Source organism: Veillonella orientalis (assembly GCF_018406505.1).
GTDB classification, from domain to species: Bacteria; Bacillota; Negativicutes; order Veillonellales; family Veillonellaceae; genus Veillonella; species Veillonella nakazawae.
Genome location: NZ_AP022322.1, coordinates 1,359,651 through 1,377,370, shown reverse-complemented (window position 1 = coordinate 1,377,370; position 17,720 = coordinate 1,359,651). Strand labels below are relative to the sequence as shown.

The following is a 17,720-nucleotide window of genomic DNA, read 5'->3' as shown; positions in this document are numbered from 1 at the left end:
TATGCCGAGTATTACTTATGAATTACAAAAGACATGTCCTCACACGGGGGCTCGTGCTGGTTTATTGCATACGCCACATGGTACCTTCCAAACGCCTATGTTTATGCCTGTAGGTACACAAGCTACAGTTAAAACTATGACGCCTGAGGAATTAAAGGCAATGGGATCTCAAGTTATCTTGAGCAATACGTACCATTTATTCCTTCGTCCTGGTCCTGAACTCGTAGAGGAAGCAGGTGGCTTACATAAATTTATGAACTGGGATCAAGCTATTTTAACTGATAGCGGTGGGTTCCAAGTATTTAGCTTAGGCGATATGCGTAAGATTACTGAGGAGGGTGTAACCTTTAGATCTCATATTGATGGGTCTAAACAGTTTTTATCTCCAGAGGTGGCAACAAAGGTACAAGAGCAATTAGGTTCTGATATTGCGATGGCCTTTGATGAATGTATTCCCTATCCTGCGGACCATGATTATGCAAAGCGCTCAACAGCTCGTACCACACGTTGGGCTCATCGTTGCCAAGAGGCTCGTAAAGCGCATGACCGACAAGGGATGTTTGGCATCGTCCAAGGTGGTATGTACAAAGACTTGCGCAAACAAAGTGCGGAAGAGCTGGTAGCTATGGACTTTGAAGGCTATAGTATCGGTGGCTTATCCGTTGGGGAACCTCATGATTTAATGAATGAAATTCTTGAATACACAACACCGCTATTACCTACTAATAAGGCTCGTTATTTGATGGGCGTTGGTACGGCGGATTGTCTTGTAGAAGGCGTAGCACGTGGTATTGATATGTTCGACTGCGTATACCCTACACGGGTTGCCCGAAATGGGATGGCTATGACTTGGAACGGTCGCCTTAATATTCGAAATGCGCAGTTTGCTCATGATTGGGGTCCGTTAGAAGAAGGCTGCCAATGTTATACATGTAAAAATTATTCTCGTGCTTATATTCGTCACTTGTATAAGGCGGAAGAAATTTTGGCATTGCGTCTCGTAACATACCATAATCTTTACTTCTTGCTTGAGTTTATGCGTCAAATGAGACAAGCCATCTTAGAAGATCGGTTCCCACAATTTAGAATGCAATTTTGGGATAGCTTTAAAAAATAGTAATTAAGTCTAGTCAAATCTATATTAGGTGGCTATACTAGAAAAGAAAAACATATTTATTATACTAGGAGGATAAAATGGAAGATATTTTACAAGTGTTGCAAACTAGCTGGCCTATTTTGTTGATGGTCGTAATCTTTTATTTCTTATTGTGGCGTCCACAAAAGAAACAACAAAAAGAGCGCGCTAATTTGTTAGGCAGCTTGAAGAAAGGCCAAAAAATCGTTACTATTGGTGGTATTTATGGCGAAATCGTTGAACTTGATGATGAAAAAGTAAAGGTTCAAGTATCTGAAAAAGTAGAGTTAACATTTGCACGTTCTGCAATTGCTAACGTTCTTTCCAAGAAAAACAAGGAAGAAAAATAATGAATACAAAGGAAGCAGTGCGCCGGGCGTGCAAGGCCCAGCGCGCTGCTTTATCCGTTGCTGATTGTAATACATGGATTGCGCTTTTAACAGATCAAATTGTTAATAGTCCTGAGTATATATCAGCTAATACCATTATGGCCTATTTGGCGATGCCCAAGGAGGCCAATTTAGACGATGTTATTCGTCATGCTTTAGAACATGGTAAATCCGTATATGTTCCAGTATGTACAGATAAGACGACCATGATTGCAGTTCGTCTTAAGTCTCTAGAATCTATCACTCGGGGTGTGTTAAATATACGCATTCCCTCTGAGCCATACGAGGTTATTAATCCACATGACTTGGATTTGATTTTAGTGCCTGGTGCTGGCTTTGACCGTCAAGGCGGTCGCATGGGGATGGGGAATGGGTATTACGATCGATTTCTCAAGGAACTTTCACCACGTACATTTATGGGCGTATGCTGGTCAGTACAATTGTGGGATACACCAATCCCAATGGATGAACTGGACCAACGGATGAGCAAAATTGTAACGGAGCAAGGCGTTATACATTGCGTATAGTAGTAGAAGGGAGCAACTATTTTGAACGGTAAAGCTATTATCAAGTTTTTAGTAGTCATTGCTGCCATCATTGGATTATTTGCGTATTTTATTCAACCATTAGCAGGCTCTTTGAAACAAGGTCTAGACTTGCAAGGTGGTACGCACATCGTATTGGAAGCAGAGGACTCTGCGACTGGTACAGCTGACAATGATGCAGTGGAACGGGCGAAGCAAATCTTAGAGCGTCGTATTAATGAAATGGGTTTGTCTGAACCACTAGTACAACGTGAAGGTGCTCGTCGTATTATCATCGAATTGCCAGGTGTAAAAGATCCTGACGAAGCGATTAAACGTATCGGTAAAACAGCGGTCTTGGAATTTAAAAACGACCAAGGTCAAACTGTTATGACTGGTGATGATTTAAAAGATGCAAAAGAAGAGTTAGGTCAAAATAAACAACCACTCGTTGCTATTGAATTAAGCGATGAAGGGGCTAAGAAGTTTGCTGATTTAACATCTAAAAATATTGGTCGTCGTATTGCCATTACATTGGATGGTAAAGAATTGACTAATCCTGTAGTACAACAAGCAATTACAGGTGGTAAAGCAACTATCTCTGGTAGTCAAAGCTTAGAAGAAGCTAAAGACTTGGCTATTTTATTACGTTCTGGTGCATTGCCTGTTAAAATTAATGTATTGGAAGTGCGTACAGTCGGTCCTTCTTTGGGTCAAGACTCCAAGGATAAATCTGTTGTAGCCTTCAGTGCTGGTATTGCCATGATCATGATTTTCTTGGTTATTTTATATCGTTTTTCTGGTATCGTAGCTAATATTGCATTACTTGTATATGTTATGCTCTTATTGCTCGTATTAGGCAAAGGCTTTAATGCAACTATGACATTGCCAGGTATCGCTGGTATTATCTTATCCATGGGTGTTGCTGTAGATGCGAACATTCTTATCTTTGAACGTTTCAAAGAAGAGGTGTTCTCCGGTAAGTCCATGCGTGTAGCCATGGAAGCTGGTTTCAGTCGTGCTTTAGCAACAATTACAGATGCGAATGTATCCGTTATCATTACTGCTGCTATCTTGACAATCTTAGGCTCTGGCCCTGTAAAAGGTTTCGCTATCAGCTTAGGCGTAGGTGTTGTTGTAAGTATGTTCACAGCGATTACTGTGAGCCATTTCTTATTACGCTTACTTATTGACTGTAACTTTACGAACCATCCATTCTGGTTTGGTGCGAATATCTCTCCAAGCACAAGTGCTGACGCATTTGCACCAAAATCTTTGAAAGGAGGTAAACGCAAATGACATTAGACGTAATTAAGCATCATCGTTGGTGGTTTGCAATTTCCTCCACACTTGTTATTATCAGTTTGATTTCCATCTTTACTAAAGGCTTTAACTTTGGTATTGATTATACTGGTGGTACGATTGTTGAAGTTGTATTTGATCAACCTGTAGAGGTTAGTCAAGTTCGTGACGTATTAAAAGAATATAATCTTGAAAACGCACAAATTCAGCTTTCTGGCGATACTACTGGTGATACAGCGGGCGAAGACGTAATGATTCGTACACGTAATCTTGAGCCTAGTGAAAGTGCCGCTGTGATTGAATCTTTGACTAAATCTATTGGTAACAATACAGTTAAACGTATTGAAACTGTAGGTGCTGTAATTGGTTCCGAAGTTACAGAACATGCGTTGTTAAATCTTGTTATAGCGTTTGCGGCATTAGCATTGTATATTTCTTATCGCTTTGAATATAAAGTTGCTATTTCTGCGCTCGTTGCTATTTTCCATGATTTGATTATGGTTCTTGGTGTATTCTCTTATTTCCAATTAGAAATTGATGCGTCTTTCTTAGCGGCTATTCTTACGGTTGTAGGTTACTCCATGAATGAATCTGTAGTTATCTTTGACCGTGTTCGTGAAAATACACATACACATAAACGTTCTGATACATTTGCAGATCTTGCGAATGCATCTATTACACAAAGTATTCACCGTAGTTTCTATACATTGGCTACCGTTATGTTTGCCTGTGTATCCCTTTATCTATTCGGTGGGGACACTACAAAGAACTTTGCTCTTTGTATGATTATCGGTTTTGCTAGTGGTGCGTACTCCTCTATCTGCGTAGCTACATCCTTATGGGTTATGTGGAAGAGTCGCAATAAAAACGATATCCGCAATCAACAATAATATATAACTGCTTTTACTATAATAATGGTAAAAGTACTGAACCTCTCTAGCATACAGTCTAGAGAGGTTCTTTTTAGTCTGTGGCATATTATATATGACTCATTATGTATTGGTAGCTGCATTACCTATAGTGATTACTTCCGAACTAAGCGGTAGTGATTTAGATGCAGGTCTGGCGATGACGTATTGCTGTTAAGTAATGTTATTCCTCTTTCAAAAGAGTTAGCCTTACCAAAACTGTCTAAGCGCAAAGGCTGGCATATTTCTCAATTTATAGAAAGTAAAAGTTTGCCTTGGGCATTAATGGGTTTATTCATAGGTTTTACTTATTCAGGTGTTTTAGTATTTATTCCTATCGAGCTGAATAGTATGGGCGCAGGTATTTGGGGTAGTGCTTTTTTTGCTATCTTTGCTTTGATGATTATAATCAGTCGACCTTTGGTGGGGAAAGTCTATGCTCGTTATGGATCTAAATTCATTATTTATCCTGGGTTAGGCTTATTTATATTAGGCCTATTTGGCTTAGGCCTTGCCACAACACCAATGGCTATTATTCTTACAGCCCCATTATTGGGCTTAGGCTATGGGGCGGCCCAGCCGGCATTTCAAGCGTTAGCCATACAATCAGCACCTATTGAACGAGCAGGTGTATCAACGGCGACATATTTCTTAGCTCTTGATATAAGTGTAGGCGCTGGTTCAATTATACTTGCATTACTGGCAAATGCATTAGGATATCAATACCTATATATTATTGCTGCGTTAGTTATGGTCATAGCGCTCAGTTTATATCATGTATGGATTAAAAAATATACTCCATTAGAAATATAGTTATATAGGGATTTTATTTGTGAAAGTTTCCCTTCGTAGATTTAGATAAAACCATAAATCCTTATAGGATACTTTTGAAAGTATCCTATAAGGATTTTTTTGCTTTAGTAGTAATTAGTGAAAGTTAGTTAAAAATAAAATGAACTAAAGTAATTGAAAAAAAGGTGTTATACAATTTAAAACCTGAATTAATAAGGAATTAAGGCGTGCTTATGATGAGATGTAGTGAATTTAAAATGAAGTTGTAAAAACAAGGTTTTTATATGTTGACGATTATTTTATTTGTGCTATACTTATACAAGTCGTTAGGACACAGCACAAACGATGAGCACAAAAAACTTCTGAAAAAAGTTTTAAAAAGTGCTTGACGTAATGAGCTGAACTTGATAGAATAATCAAGTCGCCAGTTGATGAAACACTTCGAAAGAAGGTAGTGGAAACTGGTACAGATCTTTGAAAACTGAACAATGATAGGTAATCAATCAATACGATTGAACATATGCCAGAGTGCGGGTTTTGACAAAGTCAAAACCAACCATAATTCAAAGTTACTTAAATGTAACGACAACAAATAAAATGAGCTATTCAAATAGCTTCAAGATATCTTGGAGAGTTTGATCCTGGCTCAGGACGAACGCTGGCGGCGTGCTTAACACATGCAAGTCGAACGAAGAGCGATGGAAGCTTGCTTCTATCAATCTTAGTGGCGAACGGGTGAGTAACGCGTAATCAACCTGCCCTTCAGAGGGGGACAACAGTTGGAAACGACTGCTAATACCGCATACGATCTGACCTCGGCATCGAGGATGGATGAAAGGTGGCCTCTATTTATAAGCTATCACTGAAGGAGGGGATTGCGTCTGATTAGCTAGTTGGAGGGGTAACGGCCCACCAAGGCGATGATCAGTAGCCGGTCTGAGAGGATGAACGGCCACATTGGGACTGAGACACGGCCCAGACTCCTACGGGAGGCAGCAGTGGGGAATCTTCCGCAATGGACGAAAGTCTGACGGAGCAACGCCGCGTGAGTGATGACGGCCTTCGGGTTGTAAAGCTCTGTTAATCGGGACGAAAGGCCTTCTTGCGAATAGTTAGAAGGATTGACGGTACCGGAATAGAAAGCCACGGCTAACTACGTGCCAGCAGCCGCGGTAATACGTAGGTGGCAAGCGTTGTCCGGAATTATTGGGCGTAAAGCGCGCGCAGGCGGATTGGTCAGTCTGTCTTAAAAGTTCGGGGCTTAACCCCGTGATGGGATGGAAACTGCCAATCTAGAGTATCGGAGAGGAAAGTGGAATTCCTAGTGTAGCGGTGAAATGCGTAGATATTAGGAAGAACACCAGTGGCGAAGGCGACTTTCTGGACGAAAACTGACGCTGAGGCGCGAAAGCCAGGGGAGCGAACGGGATTAGATACCCCGGTAGTCCTGGCCGTAAACGATGGGTACTAGGTGTAGGAGGTATCGACCCCTTCTGTGCCGGAGTTAACGCAATAAGTACCCCGCCTGGGGAGTACGACCGCAAGGTTGAAACTCAAAGGAATTGACGGGGGCCCGCACAAGCGGTGGAGTATGTGGTTTAATTCGACGCAACGCGAAGAACCTTACCAGGTCTTGACATTGATGGACAGAACCAGAGATGGTTCCTCTTCTTCGGAAGCCAGAAAACAGGTGGTGCACGGTTGTCGTCAGCTCGTGTCGTGAGATGTTGGGTTAAGTCCCGCAACGAGCGCAACCCCTATCTTATGTTGCCAGCACTTCGGGTGGGAACTCATGAGAGACTGCCGCAGACAATGCGGAGGAAGGCGGGGATGACGTCAAATCATCATGCCCCTTATGACCTGGGCTACACACGTACTACAATGGGAGTTAATAGACGGAAGCAATACCGCGAGGTGGAGCAAACCCGAGAAACACTCTCTCAGTTCGGATCGTAGGCTGCAACTCGCCTACGTGAAGTCGGAATCGCTAGTAATCGCAGGTCAGCATACTGCGGTGAATACGTTCCCGGGCCTTGTACACACCGCCCGTCACACCACGAAAGTCGGAAGTGCCCAAAGCCGGTGGGGTAACCTTCGGGAGCCAGCCGTCTAAGGTAAAGTCGATGATTGGGGTGAAGTCGTAACAAGGTAGCCGTATCGGAAGGTGCGGCTGGATCACCTCCTTTCTAGGGAGACATACACCGAGCCAAGAGCTTGGATGTCACTTAGGTCGACACTTTGGCACCTAACATTGTTCGGTTTTGAGAGATCTGTAAAGACTCTCAAACATAATATGAATATGTCGCAAGATGTAGTCAGATTATTGTTCTTTGAAAACTGCATAGAAGATAATTATTATATTTGTAAGGTCATCTCTTAGAATTTCTAAGTAGGTTGACCCGAGCACATAGGAATAATTCTCTGACTTAATGGTGACGTACATGAAAATGTACGGCTACAAAAAACGACAATGTATCTAATGCATGTCAATAAAATCTCAAATACGAAAGTATTTTAAGTAAAGATTTTAAGGGCGTACGGTGGATGCCTTGGCGATATCAGCCGAAGAAGGACGCGGTAAGCTGCGATAAGCTACGGAGAGGTGCAAGCAACCTTTGACCCGTAGATTTCCGAATGGGGGAACCCGGCAGTGGTTATGCACTGTCACCCATAGCTTAGACTATGAGGAGGGCACCTGGGGAACTGAAACATCTAATTACCCAGAGGAAAAGTAATCAAACGAGATTTTCTTAGTAGCGGCGAGCGAACGGGAAAGAGGCCAAACCGGAGCGGGCAACCGCACCGGGGTTGAGGACAGTCATCAAGTGTAAATGAGGTAGAAGAATCGAGCTGGAAAGCTCAGCCGCAGAAGGTGAAAGCCCTGTAATCGAAACCTTGCATACATGGGACTGTATCCAGAGTACCACGAGACACGTGAAACCTTGTGGGAAGCAGGGGGGACCACCCTCCAAGCCAAAATACTGATATCGACCGATAGCGCATAGTACCGTGAGGGAAAGGTGAAAAGAACCCCTGGCGGGGAGTGAAAGAGAACCTGAAACCGTATGTCTACAAACAGTCGAAGTCTGTATATATATCAGGACGACGGCGTGCCTATTGAAGAATGAACCGACGAGTTACTGTTGCTAGCGAGGTTAAGTGGAAAACACGGAGCCGCAGCGAAAGCGAGTCTGAACAGGGCGTTTAGTTAGTAATAGTAGACCCGAAACCGTAGTGATCTATCCATGGCCAGGTTGAAGCACAGGTAAAATTGTGTGGAGGACCGAACTCGTGAGCGTTGAAAAGCTTTGGGATGAGTTGTGGATAGGGGTGAAATGCCAATCGAACACGGAGATAGCTGGTTCTCCCCGAAATAGCTTTAGGGCTAGCCTCGAGGTTGAGAGTATAGGCGGTAGAGCACTGATCGGGCTAGGGGCCATACCGGTTACCGAACCTAGTCAAACTACGAATGGCTATACTTATACTCGGGAGTCAGACAGTGAATGATAAGGTCCATTGTCAAGAGGGAAACAGCCCAGAACACCGACTAAGGTCCCAAATGTTACACTAAGTGGCGAAGGATGTGGAATTTCCAAAACAACCAGGATGTTGGCTTAGAAGCAGCCAACATTTAAAGAGTGCGTAATAGCTCACTGGTCGAGAGACTCTGCGCCGAAAATGTCCGGGGCTAAAGTGTAAAACCGAAGTCGTGTCATATGCAGCAATGTATATGGGTAGGGGAGCGTTCTCATCGGGCTGAAGCAGTACCGTAAGGAGTTGTGGACTGATGAGAAGTGAGAATGTCGGTATGAGTAGCGAAAAGAATGGTGAGAATCCATTCCACCGAAAGCCTAAGGGTTCCTGAGCAACGATCGTCGTCTCAGGGTAAGTCGGGACCTAAGCCGAGGCGGAAAAGCGTAGGCGATGGACAACAGGTTGAAATTCCTGTACCGGTGTGAATCGTTTGATCGATGGAGTGACACAGTAAGGTAGGTCAGCACGCGATTGGAAGTGCGTGTTTAAGCATGTAGGTTGAGCTATAGGCAAATCCGTAGCTCTAAAAGCTGAGATGTGATGACGAGTTACTAGCGATAGTAACGAAGTGATTGATCCTACACTGTCGAGAAAAGCTTCTAGGTAGAGACACATCGCCCGTACCAAAACCGACACAGGTAGGCGGGGAGAGAATCCTAAGGTGCGCGGGAAAACCCTCGTTAAGGAACTCGGCAAAATGCCTCCGTAACTTCGGGAAAAGGAGGACTCATGTAGTGTGAAGTGCAGCAACGCATGGAGCATGAATGAGTGGCACAAGAGAGGCGCAAGCGACTGTTTACCACAAACACAGGTGCCTGCTAAAGCGAAAGCTGATGTATAGGTGCTGACACCTGCCCGGTGCTGGAAGGTTAAGAGGAGGGGTTAGACTTCGGTCGAAGCTCTGAATTGAAGCCCCAGTAAACGGCGGCCGTAACTATAACGGTCCTAAGGTAGCGAAATTCCTTGTCGGGTAAGTTCCGACCCGCACGAAAGGTGTAACGACTTGCGCACTGTCTCAACGAGGGACCCGGTGAAATTGAAGTACCTGTGAAGATGCAGGTTACCCGCGACTGGACAGAAAGACCCCATGGAGCTTTACTGCAACCTAAGATTGAACTTAGTTAATGAATGTACAGGATAGGTGGGAGACGTAGAACCTAGGACGCCAGTTTTAGGGGAGTCATTGTTGGGATACCACCCTTTCATTAATTGATTTCTAACGGGCCGAGTAACGACCGGCCGGACAGTCTTAGGCGGGCAGTTTGACTGGGGCGGTCGCCTCCTAAAGAGTAACGGAGGCGCCCAAAGGTTCCCTCAGAGCGGACGGAAATCGCTCGAAGAGTGTAAAGGCAGAAGGGAGCTTGACTGCGAGACGGACAGGTCGAGCAGGGACGAAAGTCGGGCTTAGTGATCCGGTGGTGCCGAGTGGAAGGGCCATCGCTCAACGGATAAAAGCTACCCTGGGGATAACAGGCTAATCTCTCCCAAGAGTCCATATCGACGGGGAGGTTTGGCACCTCGATGTCGGCTCATCACATCCTGGGGCTGAAGTAGGTCCCAAGGGTTCGGCTGTTCGCCGATTAAAGTGGTACGTGAGCTGGGTTCAGAACGTCGTGAGACAGTTCGGTCCCTATCCATCGCGGGCGCAAGAAACTTGAAGGGGGCTGCTCCTAGTACGAGAGGACCGGAGTGGACGAACCGCTGGTGTACCAATTATCCTGCCAAGGGTACAGTTGGGTAGCTACGTTCGGGACGGATAAACGCTGAAAGCATCTAAGCGTGAAACCAGCCTTGAGATGAGGTTTCTCATAGCATAAGCTAGTAAGATCCCATGTAGACGACATGGTTGATAGGCCAGGTGTGGAAGAGCCGTGAGGTTTGGAGCTGACTGGTACTAATAGATCGAGGGCTTTACTTAAACAAACATTAAGCGGAATGTGCAACAAATATATATAACTTCTATGTGGTTTTCAGAGTACAAACTCTGACAGATTCAGTGGCGATGGCTATGAGGATCCACCTGTTCCCATCTCGAACACAGTAGTTAAGCTCATAAACGCCGAAAGTACTTGGCTGGAGACGGCCTGGGAGGATAGGAAGCCGCTGATTAAGCTAAAGGCACACCTGAGGGTGTGTCTTTTTTTTATGTATGGCTTCCTATCCTCCCAGGGTACCTGGTAAGCAGGGCAGTAAAAGTAGGGCAGTAGAAGATGGAGGAGCAACGCGACGACAGATTCACTGCATCACTTTCTTCCGAACGTAAGATTTACCGAACTGCGAAGCAGTGAAGGAAAATCCACAGTAAGGAAGCAAGTAGGGAAAGTTAAAGGTAATAAGAATTAAACGACGACAGATTCACTGCATCGCTTAGTTCGGAGCGTAAGATGGACATGTAGCGTAGCTACATAGGTCCATCCACAGCGACGAACACCCAGTATCCTGGAGGGAAGAACCGTACATAAGAACTCGCTGATTAAGCATCCTGCGGCTGGTGGTAGGAGGCAAACTATATCCATACGGTAACGCGGCACAACGTGCCAATATTACCGAACAGTAAAGCCGTTGAGTTACTTTAAATGATGTAATTATAACAAGCCCCGTGATCATAAAATCACAGAGCTTATTTATAACTTATATTATTAATTATATATACAAAAAAAGAGCTGCCTAAGCAGCTCTAATTTTTTATTATTCTACACCAACCATTACGTTAGTTGCTTTGATAACAGCGTATACTTCTTTACCTACTGCTAAGCCCAATTCTTTAACAGATTGAACTGTAATATCTGCAGTAATAACGTTATCATTACCTACATTGATTTTAACGATTGCGTTTACGGCACCTTCTTGAATTTCAACAATTGTACCTTTTAATTGATTTCTTGCACTTAATTTCATATTTTACTCCTTATAAGACGTATACAATACAAATACATGTATATAGTGTATATATAGAAATATATCTATGTATATTATATCATTAATTATAAAATAAGCCGTGATTTATATCACAGCTTAATATGGAGCGGGCGAAGGGAATCGAACCCTCCTCTCAAGCTTGGGAAGCTCGCATTCTACCGATGAACTACGCCCGCATGATGAACATATTGTATCATACTATAATATGTTCATTCAAGTGGAGCTTGTTTATATACTCAATACCTATAGTAGTATCTGTATTGTACTGATATAAGAATAGATGTATAAAATAATGAGGAAGGAGGCATATGTATGTCTAAGATTTATAAAATCCATAAATGGTTATCTATAGTTTCTGTGATATTTTTCTTAATGTTCTGTATTACAGGGCTTATCCTCATGTTCAGAACTGAATTAAATGCGTGGGCTCAAGGGGGCACGAACCATACCTCATCTTCAATGGCTATGGGGCAAGAAGAGACACCTATTTTTGATTATGCTGATGAAGGGGCTCTACTAGTTAAGGCAAAATATCCGTCAAAGGATATTTTAAATATTTCTCCTGCCATGGGTGCTTCACATCTTTTACGGTATCGTATTATTGAATCATCAGCTACCGTAGCACCTCCAGCACGTATGGGTATGGGTGGAGATTATGCATTATATAATCCTGAAACAAAGGCTCTCATTACTACCCATCATGAAACACCTGCTCATCCTTGGGTTCGAAGTGTATTACATACGCTTCATCAACTACATACAAGATTGGATCTTGGAAAGACAGGGATTTACATTGTAACAATTTTATCGTTCCTATGTGGTGTATCTATTGTTTCTGGTATTTTTTTATACGGGCCATTTCGTAAAAGTTTTGCAAAATCTGCAGTATTGTCAAATCATATGAAATTAAGTTCATTGCATCGAGAGTTTGCAATGGTTGCTACTGTATGGGGATTTATCTTATGTATTACAGGTGTATGGATAGGTGGATTTTTTATTGCCAATGACAGTTATAATGCAGATGTACTACATACTGCAAAGCAAGAGCTTTCATCGGATCAATCCGAAATTTTACAACCATCCGAAGCTATTTCTCGCATTATGAAAGCTTATCCAGATCGTCAGCTTATATCTATTGATTATCCATCCAAATTTAATGACCATCACTATGCATTTTATTTAGGTGCTGAAAATGATGATGATCCTGCTATGTTTTTGGGACAGCCTGTCTATGCTAATTTACATGCTGATTCTGCTAAGGATATGTATTCTACAAAAACAATACCATGGTATTTTACTAGTATGACTACAATGATTAATCTCCATATTCATAATCATAATACAATGGTGCTTAAAATATTATGGGCCATCTGGGATATAGTTCTTATTATAGGTATTATAACAGGCATTATGATGACTATTATAAAGAAATTTGTTAAATCTCGTGCTATGGAATCTAGAGCACCCGTTGAGATACAACATGTTTGGCGTAAACCTATCCTTTATAGTATTTTAGTTCTCCTAGGTTTTATTGTGCCTCTTTGGTCTAATCCAATCACAAATAGTATAGCTGCCATTTGTTTAACCATTCCACTTATTGGATTCTTAATTTCTCTGATCAGAGGGAATAATTATTAATCAGTATTTTATTAGCTTGCTCCATAAGTATAAGTATGTCGCAAATGTTTGATTACTCTAGACTTAATCCGCATGGTTCATCATTAGTTTATTGATTATTTTCGAAGTGAAATGATATAATAAATTTAAATAAATAGTTTTTATGTATAAAATTCTGTATTTATATTTATAATTGAGAAAGTGGTAGTTACTATGAATTATATAAAAGCATTTATTCAGTCTGAATCATCTGGCGGTATTATGCTCTTACTTGCCGCTATTCTTGGTGTTATTACAGCAAACTCTCCATTAGCAGAACAGTATTTTTCATTAATGCACGTCTATTGGGGACCGATGGATATATTGGAATGGGTTAATGATGGGTTAATGGCACTCTTTTTCCTATATGTAGGGCTAGCGATTAAATCAGAAATGATTTCTGGCGAATTGAATACAAATTCAAAAAGAGTATTACCACTCTTAGCCGCTTTTGCAGGTGTTGTTACACCCGCTTTAGTATATTTCTTAATTGCTGGTTCTGTTCCTGAGTATACCCATGGATGGGGGATTCCAACAGCTACAGATATTGCATTTGCCATAGGTGTTATTATGATGCTTGGTAAACGTGTATCTCAAGCTATGAAAGCTTTTCTTTCTGCCTTAGCTGTTATTGATGATTTAATTGCTATTATCGTTATAGCTATCTTCTACGGTGCCGGTGTAGACTTTCCGTATTTGATTGGTGCCGCTATCGTAACAGGCGCATTGTGGTATACTAATAAACAGGGGTATGTGAGACCTGTATTATATGGTGTATTGGGTGCAGTTCTTTGGTATTTTGTATTAAAATCTGGCGTTCATGCAACTATTGCTGGGGTTGTCTTAGCTATGACGATTCCTGCAACAGGTAAACTTGACGGTGAAACAGTATATCCTATGCAGAAATGGGCAGATAAACTGAAGCATTGGGTTAATTTTTTAATTATTCCTTTATTTAGTTTCTTAAATGCAGGGGTATCCTTTGCTGATGTTTCAGTAGATCACTTATTCCATCCTGTTGTACTAGGCGTTTCATTAGGCCTTATTTTAGGTAAACAGTTTGGTATTTTCTCTGCAGTTTTCGTTTTGGTTAAATCTAAGATTATCAAGATGCCTACTAATACAACATGGCCAGAGGTTTATGGTACTGCCATCGTTTGTGGTATTGGTTTTACTATGAGCTTATTTGTAGCTACATTGGCATTTCCACCTGGTGTCAATCAAGAAATGTCTAAAATTGGTATCTTTATAGGTTCTATTATTTCTGGTTTATTAGGTGCTATAGTCTTAATTTTGGCATATAAAATAAGAACTTTTAAGCATAAATAATGAACGTATTATATTAGGAAGGAATCATATGGAACGGATATTTGTATTTTTACGTTCTCCTGGTTCGGCGACTGCTGTTCTACTAGGAGCTACACTTATTGCATTAATCGTAGCAAACTCTCCATTAGCGATACAGTATATGTCACTTGTTAATTTAAAGCTAGGTCCATTAACAACTATGGAGTGGGTTAATGATGCACTAATGGCAATTTTCTTCCTCTTTGTTGGGTTAGAAGTAAAGCGTGAATTAGTAAGTGGTGAACTTAATACGAATGCTAAGCGTATTATGCCAGGTGTTGCTGCATTATTTGGTGTGTTAGTACCTGCTATTATTTACTATCTTATTGCTGGTTCTAGTGAAGTGTATGTTCATGGTTGGGCTATTCCAACTGCGACTGACATTGCTTTTGCTATAGGTGTTATAACTGCTTTAGGGTCTAGAGTTCCTAACTCTATGAAGGTGTTTTTGACAGCCTTAGCGGTTATTGATGACTTAATTGCCATCATTGTTATTGCTATTTTTTATGCATCGAATCTTAATCTTTTTTATCTAGTAGGTGCTGTTATTGTAACGGGCTTATTGATTTACTGTAATCGGTCTGGTTACGTTAGATCTTTATCCTATATCATTCTTGGCTTAATTTTATGGTATTGCATTCTTCGCTCTGGATTACATGCTACTATGGCTGGTGTAATCTTGGCGATGACAATTCCTGAACGGGGTAAGATTGGTCGTAAATATGTTAGACCAATGCAACATTGGGAACATTATTTATCTAACTGGGTAAGCTTTGTGATTGTTCCTATTTTTGCTTTCTTTAATGCCGGTGTAAGTCTTGCTGGATTCGGTGTAGCAGATTTAACACATCCTGTTGTTTTAGGTGTTGCACTAGGCCTTATTTTAGGTAAACAAATCGGTATCTTTGGTGCTATGTTTGGGATGATTAAGTTAGGTATTGTACCTATGCCAGCAGAAGCTAACTGGAAATTTATTTATGGTACCTCCATTGTATGTGGTATTGGTTTTACTATGAGTATATTTGTTTCCGTTTTAGCTTTTGATCCAGGTCATGCTCAAGAGATGGCTAAGGGTGGCGTATTAATCGGTTCCATCATTTCTGCTGTTATTGGCTATACATACTTACGTATAGTTGGTGCTAAGCGTAAGGAATGCCATATAGGTGTATATCATAACTGTTAAAATTAAATAGGTATTATAAAAGTCTCCATTATTGACTGTCTATATAATCAAAACGTAAAAACTTTACTTGATTGGGCAGACTATAATGGAGATTTTTCATTGCTATACTATATTTCTATGCTATATATGTAGTACTAGATTTGAGATATAGTTAAAAACGTGCATTATATATGCATTTTTTGTATTGCTATCTCAATATGGTTTATAGATTATTTAAAACTGTATAGTATACTACTGATGTAAGGTGAGGTGTATATGGTTAAGAAAATAATTATCGCATGTACGCTTGTTTGTATGACTACAATGGTATCTTCCGTATCATTGGCAAAAACGATTGATCGGGGACAACGGGGGCACCATGTTAGCAAGGTGCAAACCATGTTAAAGCATCAAGGTTTTTTAGATGATTCTGTAGATGGTATTTACGGTCATAATACGGAACAAGCTGTACGGAAATTTCAAAAGTCAAAGGGACTCGCTGTAGATGGTCGCGTTGGTCCTAGTACGATGAATGCTTTAGAAAAGATGGAGACTCGTTATGGTGGACATGGTACAGAATTAAGTCATAATGGTGTACCAAATAAATACTCTCGCGTTTTAACTATGCAAGCTAGTGCTTATTCTGCTCAAGATCCTGGCAATGGTAATTATACGGCTACAGGTAGTCGCTTAAAGAAGGGCATCGTATCTGTAGATCCAAAATTAATTCCATTAGGTACGCGATTATACATTGAAGGTTATGGTTATGCTGTAGCTGATGATGTTGGTGGCGCTATCAAAGGTCATAGAATTGACTTAGCTTATGATTCTCGTTCTGAAGCATTGCAGTTTGGTCGTCAAACTGTGAAGGTTTACGTTTTATAATAAAAACTCTCTAGTACATATAATAGTGTAATAGACTATAAGGTCTAAACTTACAGTATTATATGAGGACTAGAGAGTTTTTATTTTGCCGAATTATAATGTTTCTATAACCTCGAATATTCGGAAATTATGGTATAATAAACACAGATATATTTGAAATAACTCATGACATTTGTCACATGAGTGTAATCAATAGTTATATGATGAATGGTAAAGGAAATTCTATGGATAAAGTACGGCGTGTGGAACGCATGGTGGCAATGACTAAATTGTTAGTTGATTCACCGCAAAAATTGATTCCTTTAAATTATTTCTGTGACTTCTTTGGCATGGCAAAGTCTACGGTTAGTGAAGACTTAACCTGTGTGAGACAGTCTATGGAGCATTTTCAGCTTGGTACATTAGAAACCGTAGCTGGCGTAGCAGGCGGAGTGCGTTTCATTCCTCATCGTAAGGGTGCTCAAGCTAATGATATTTTACGAGATGTGCAAACTCGCTTGATGGAGCCAGACCGTATCATTCCTGGTGGGTTTATTTACATGTCTGATATCTTATATGATTGGCATGTAATGACACGCCTTGGGGAAATCATTATGACCCGTTTTATGGACCGCAACCCTGATTATATTCTGACCGTTGAAACAAAGGGGATTCCTTTAGCTGTCATGGTAGCACGAGCTTTCAACAAACCTCTCGTCATTGCTCGTCGTGATAGTAAGGTAACAGAAGGATCCGCTATTAGTATCAACTATGTAACAGGATCCTCTGGTCGTATTCAGACCATGACGTTAACAAAGAGAGCGATTCCTCCCAATGCTAGGGTTTTAATTATCGATGATTTTATGAAAGCAGGGGGCACAGCAAAAGGTCTTAAAGAACTTGTTTTAGAAATGAGTGGTGTCGTTGTTGGGACCGGTGTTCTTGTAGCAACGGCAGAGCCAAATCCAAAATTAATCGATGATTATGAATCATTATTTACGTTCTATGGTATTGATGAAAATACAAAGAAAATTAATATAGAACCAGTATTTGATGAAGAATAAACAATTAATATTAGATACATTATAGTTAGATATAATGACTTTATATCGCATATTGGACAATGGGCTAATATGATGTAAGTACTATTAAAAAGTCAGATATATGAGAGATAACAGATAGGAGATT

Annotated in this window: 12 protein-coding genes, 1 tRNA gene and 3 rRNA genes; 14 read left to right on the top strand and 2 right to left on the bottom strand. The window is 41.0% G+C overall.

Features of this window, described 5'->3' with window-relative positions:
• Nucleotide 1: 1 nt before the first annotated feature.
• The 9 genes from tgt (at nucleotide 2) to rrf (ending at nucleotide 10,693) form a co-directional block, all read left to right on the top strand.
• Entirely contained in the window at nucleotides 2–1,117 is a 1,116-nt protein-coding gene (gene tgt / locus VEIS1202513_RS06230) for a tRNA guanosine(34) transglycosylase Tgt (RefSeq protein ID WP_105090334.1), read from the top strand.
• A 77-nt stretch (nucleotides 1,118–1,194) separates the two neighbouring features.
• The gene (gene yajC, locus VEIS1202513_RS06225) at nucleotides 1,195–1,485 is read left to right on the top strand and encodes a preprotein translocase subunit YajC (protein ID WP_005387358.1); all 291 of its coding nucleotides are present in this window, start codon (nucleotides 1,195–1,197) and stop codon (nucleotides 1,483–1,485) included.
• On the top strand, nucleotides 1,485–2,051 hold the full coding sequence (locus VEIS1202513_RS06220; protein ID WP_213467055.1) for a 5-formyltetrahydrofolate cyclo-ligase: 567 nt from the start codon (nucleotides 1,485–1,487) through the stop codon (nucleotides 2,049–2,051). Before yajC ends, VEIS1202513_RS06220 begins: the two co-directional genes overlap by 1 nt.
• Nucleotides 2,052–2,072: 21 nt before the next feature.
• The gene (gene secD / locus VEIS1202513_RS06215; protein ID WP_005387360.1) at nucleotides 2,073–3,347 is read left to right on the top strand and encodes a protein translocase subunit SecD; all 1,275 of its coding nucleotides are present in this window, start codon (nucleotides 2,073–2,075) and stop codon (nucleotides 3,345–3,347) included.
• Complete coding sequence (secF, locus tag VEIS1202513_RS06210) at nucleotides 3,344–4,240, top strand: protein translocase subunit SecF (protein WP_005387361.1); 897 nt, start codon at nucleotides 3,344–3,346, stop codon at nucleotides 4,238–4,240. The genes secD and secF overlap by 4 nt, the downstream gene beginning before the upstream one ends.
• A gap of 186 nt (nucleotides 4,241–4,426) precedes the next feature.
• On the top strand, nucleotides 4,427–5,071 hold the full coding sequence (locus tag VEIS1202513_RS06205; protein WP_244856222.1) for an MFS transporter: 645 nt from the start codon (nucleotides 4,427–4,429) through the stop codon (nucleotides 5,069–5,071).
• A 602-nt stretch (nucleotides 5,072–5,673) separates the two neighbouring features.
• A 16S ribosomal RNA gene (locus VEIS1202513_RS06200) occupies nucleotides 5,674–7,236 on the top strand.
• A gap of 331 nt (nucleotides 7,237–7,567) precedes the next feature.
• Nucleotides 7,568–10,502: ribosomal RNA gene (locus tag VEIS1202513_RS06195) — 23S ribosomal RNA — on the top strand.
• A gap of 74 nt (nucleotides 10,503–10,576) precedes the next feature.
• Nucleotides 10,577–10,693, top strand: a 5S ribosomal RNA gene (rrf, locus tag VEIS1202513_RS06190).
• The 16S, 23S and 5S rRNA genes sit together here, the layout of an rRNA operon.
• Before the next feature lie 579 nt (nucleotides 10,694–11,272).
• Here the strand turns inward: rrf and VEIS1202513_RS06185 are convergent.
• Nucleotides 11,273–11,482 carry a TOBE domain-containing protein gene (locus VEIS1202513_RS06185; protein ID WP_105088956.1) on the bottom strand — a complete coding sequence of 70 codons (210 nt, stop codon included), beginning with the start codon at nucleotides 11,480–11,482 and terminating at the stop codon, nucleotides 11,273–11,275.
• 123 nt (nucleotides 11,483–11,605) lie between these two features.
• Nucleotides 11,606–11,679: transfer RNA gene (locus tag VEIS1202513_RS06180), tRNA-Gly, on the bottom strand.
• Between the two features lie 136 nt (nucleotides 11,680–11,815).
• Here VEIS1202513_RS06180 and VEIS1202513_RS06175 point away from each other — a divergent pair.
• From VEIS1202513_RS06175 to purR, 5 genes are all read left to right on the top strand, one after another.
• A complete protein-coding gene (locus tag VEIS1202513_RS06175) occupies nucleotides 11,816–13,141 on the top strand; it encodes a PepSY-associated TM helix domain-containing protein (protein WP_213467053.1) in 1,326 nt (441 codons plus the stop codon).
• A 192-nt stretch (nucleotides 13,142–13,333) separates the two neighbouring features.
• Nucleotides 13,334–14,488 (top strand): Na+/H+ antiporter NhaA, encoded by a 1,155-nt coding sequence (nhaA, locus tag VEIS1202513_RS06170; protein ID WP_213467051.1) that lies wholly within the window; start codon nucleotides 13,334–13,336, stop codon nucleotides 14,486–14,488.
• 28 nt (nucleotides 14,489–14,516) lie between these two features.
• Nucleotides 14,517–15,689, top strand: a complete 1,173-nt coding sequence (gene nhaA, locus VEIS1202513_RS06165; protein ID WP_213467049.1) for a Na+/H+ antiporter NhaA — start codon at nucleotides 14,517–14,519, stop codon at nucleotides 15,687–15,689.
• A 255-nt stretch (nucleotides 15,690–15,944) separates the two neighbouring features.
• The gene (locus tag VEIS1202513_RS06160; protein ID WP_213467047.1) at nucleotides 15,945–16,553 is read left to right on the top strand and encodes a peptidoglycan-binding protein; all 609 of its coding nucleotides are present in this window, start codon (nucleotides 15,945–15,947) and stop codon (nucleotides 16,551–16,553) included.
• Between the two features lie 224 nt (nucleotides 16,554–16,777).
• Nucleotides 16,778–17,596, top strand: coding sequence for a pur operon repressor (gene purR / locus VEIS1202513_RS06155; RefSeq protein WP_105088960.1), 819 nt, complete (start codon nucleotides 16,778–16,780; stop codon nucleotides 17,594–17,596).
• Nucleotides 17,597–17,720 lie beyond the last annotated feature (124 nt).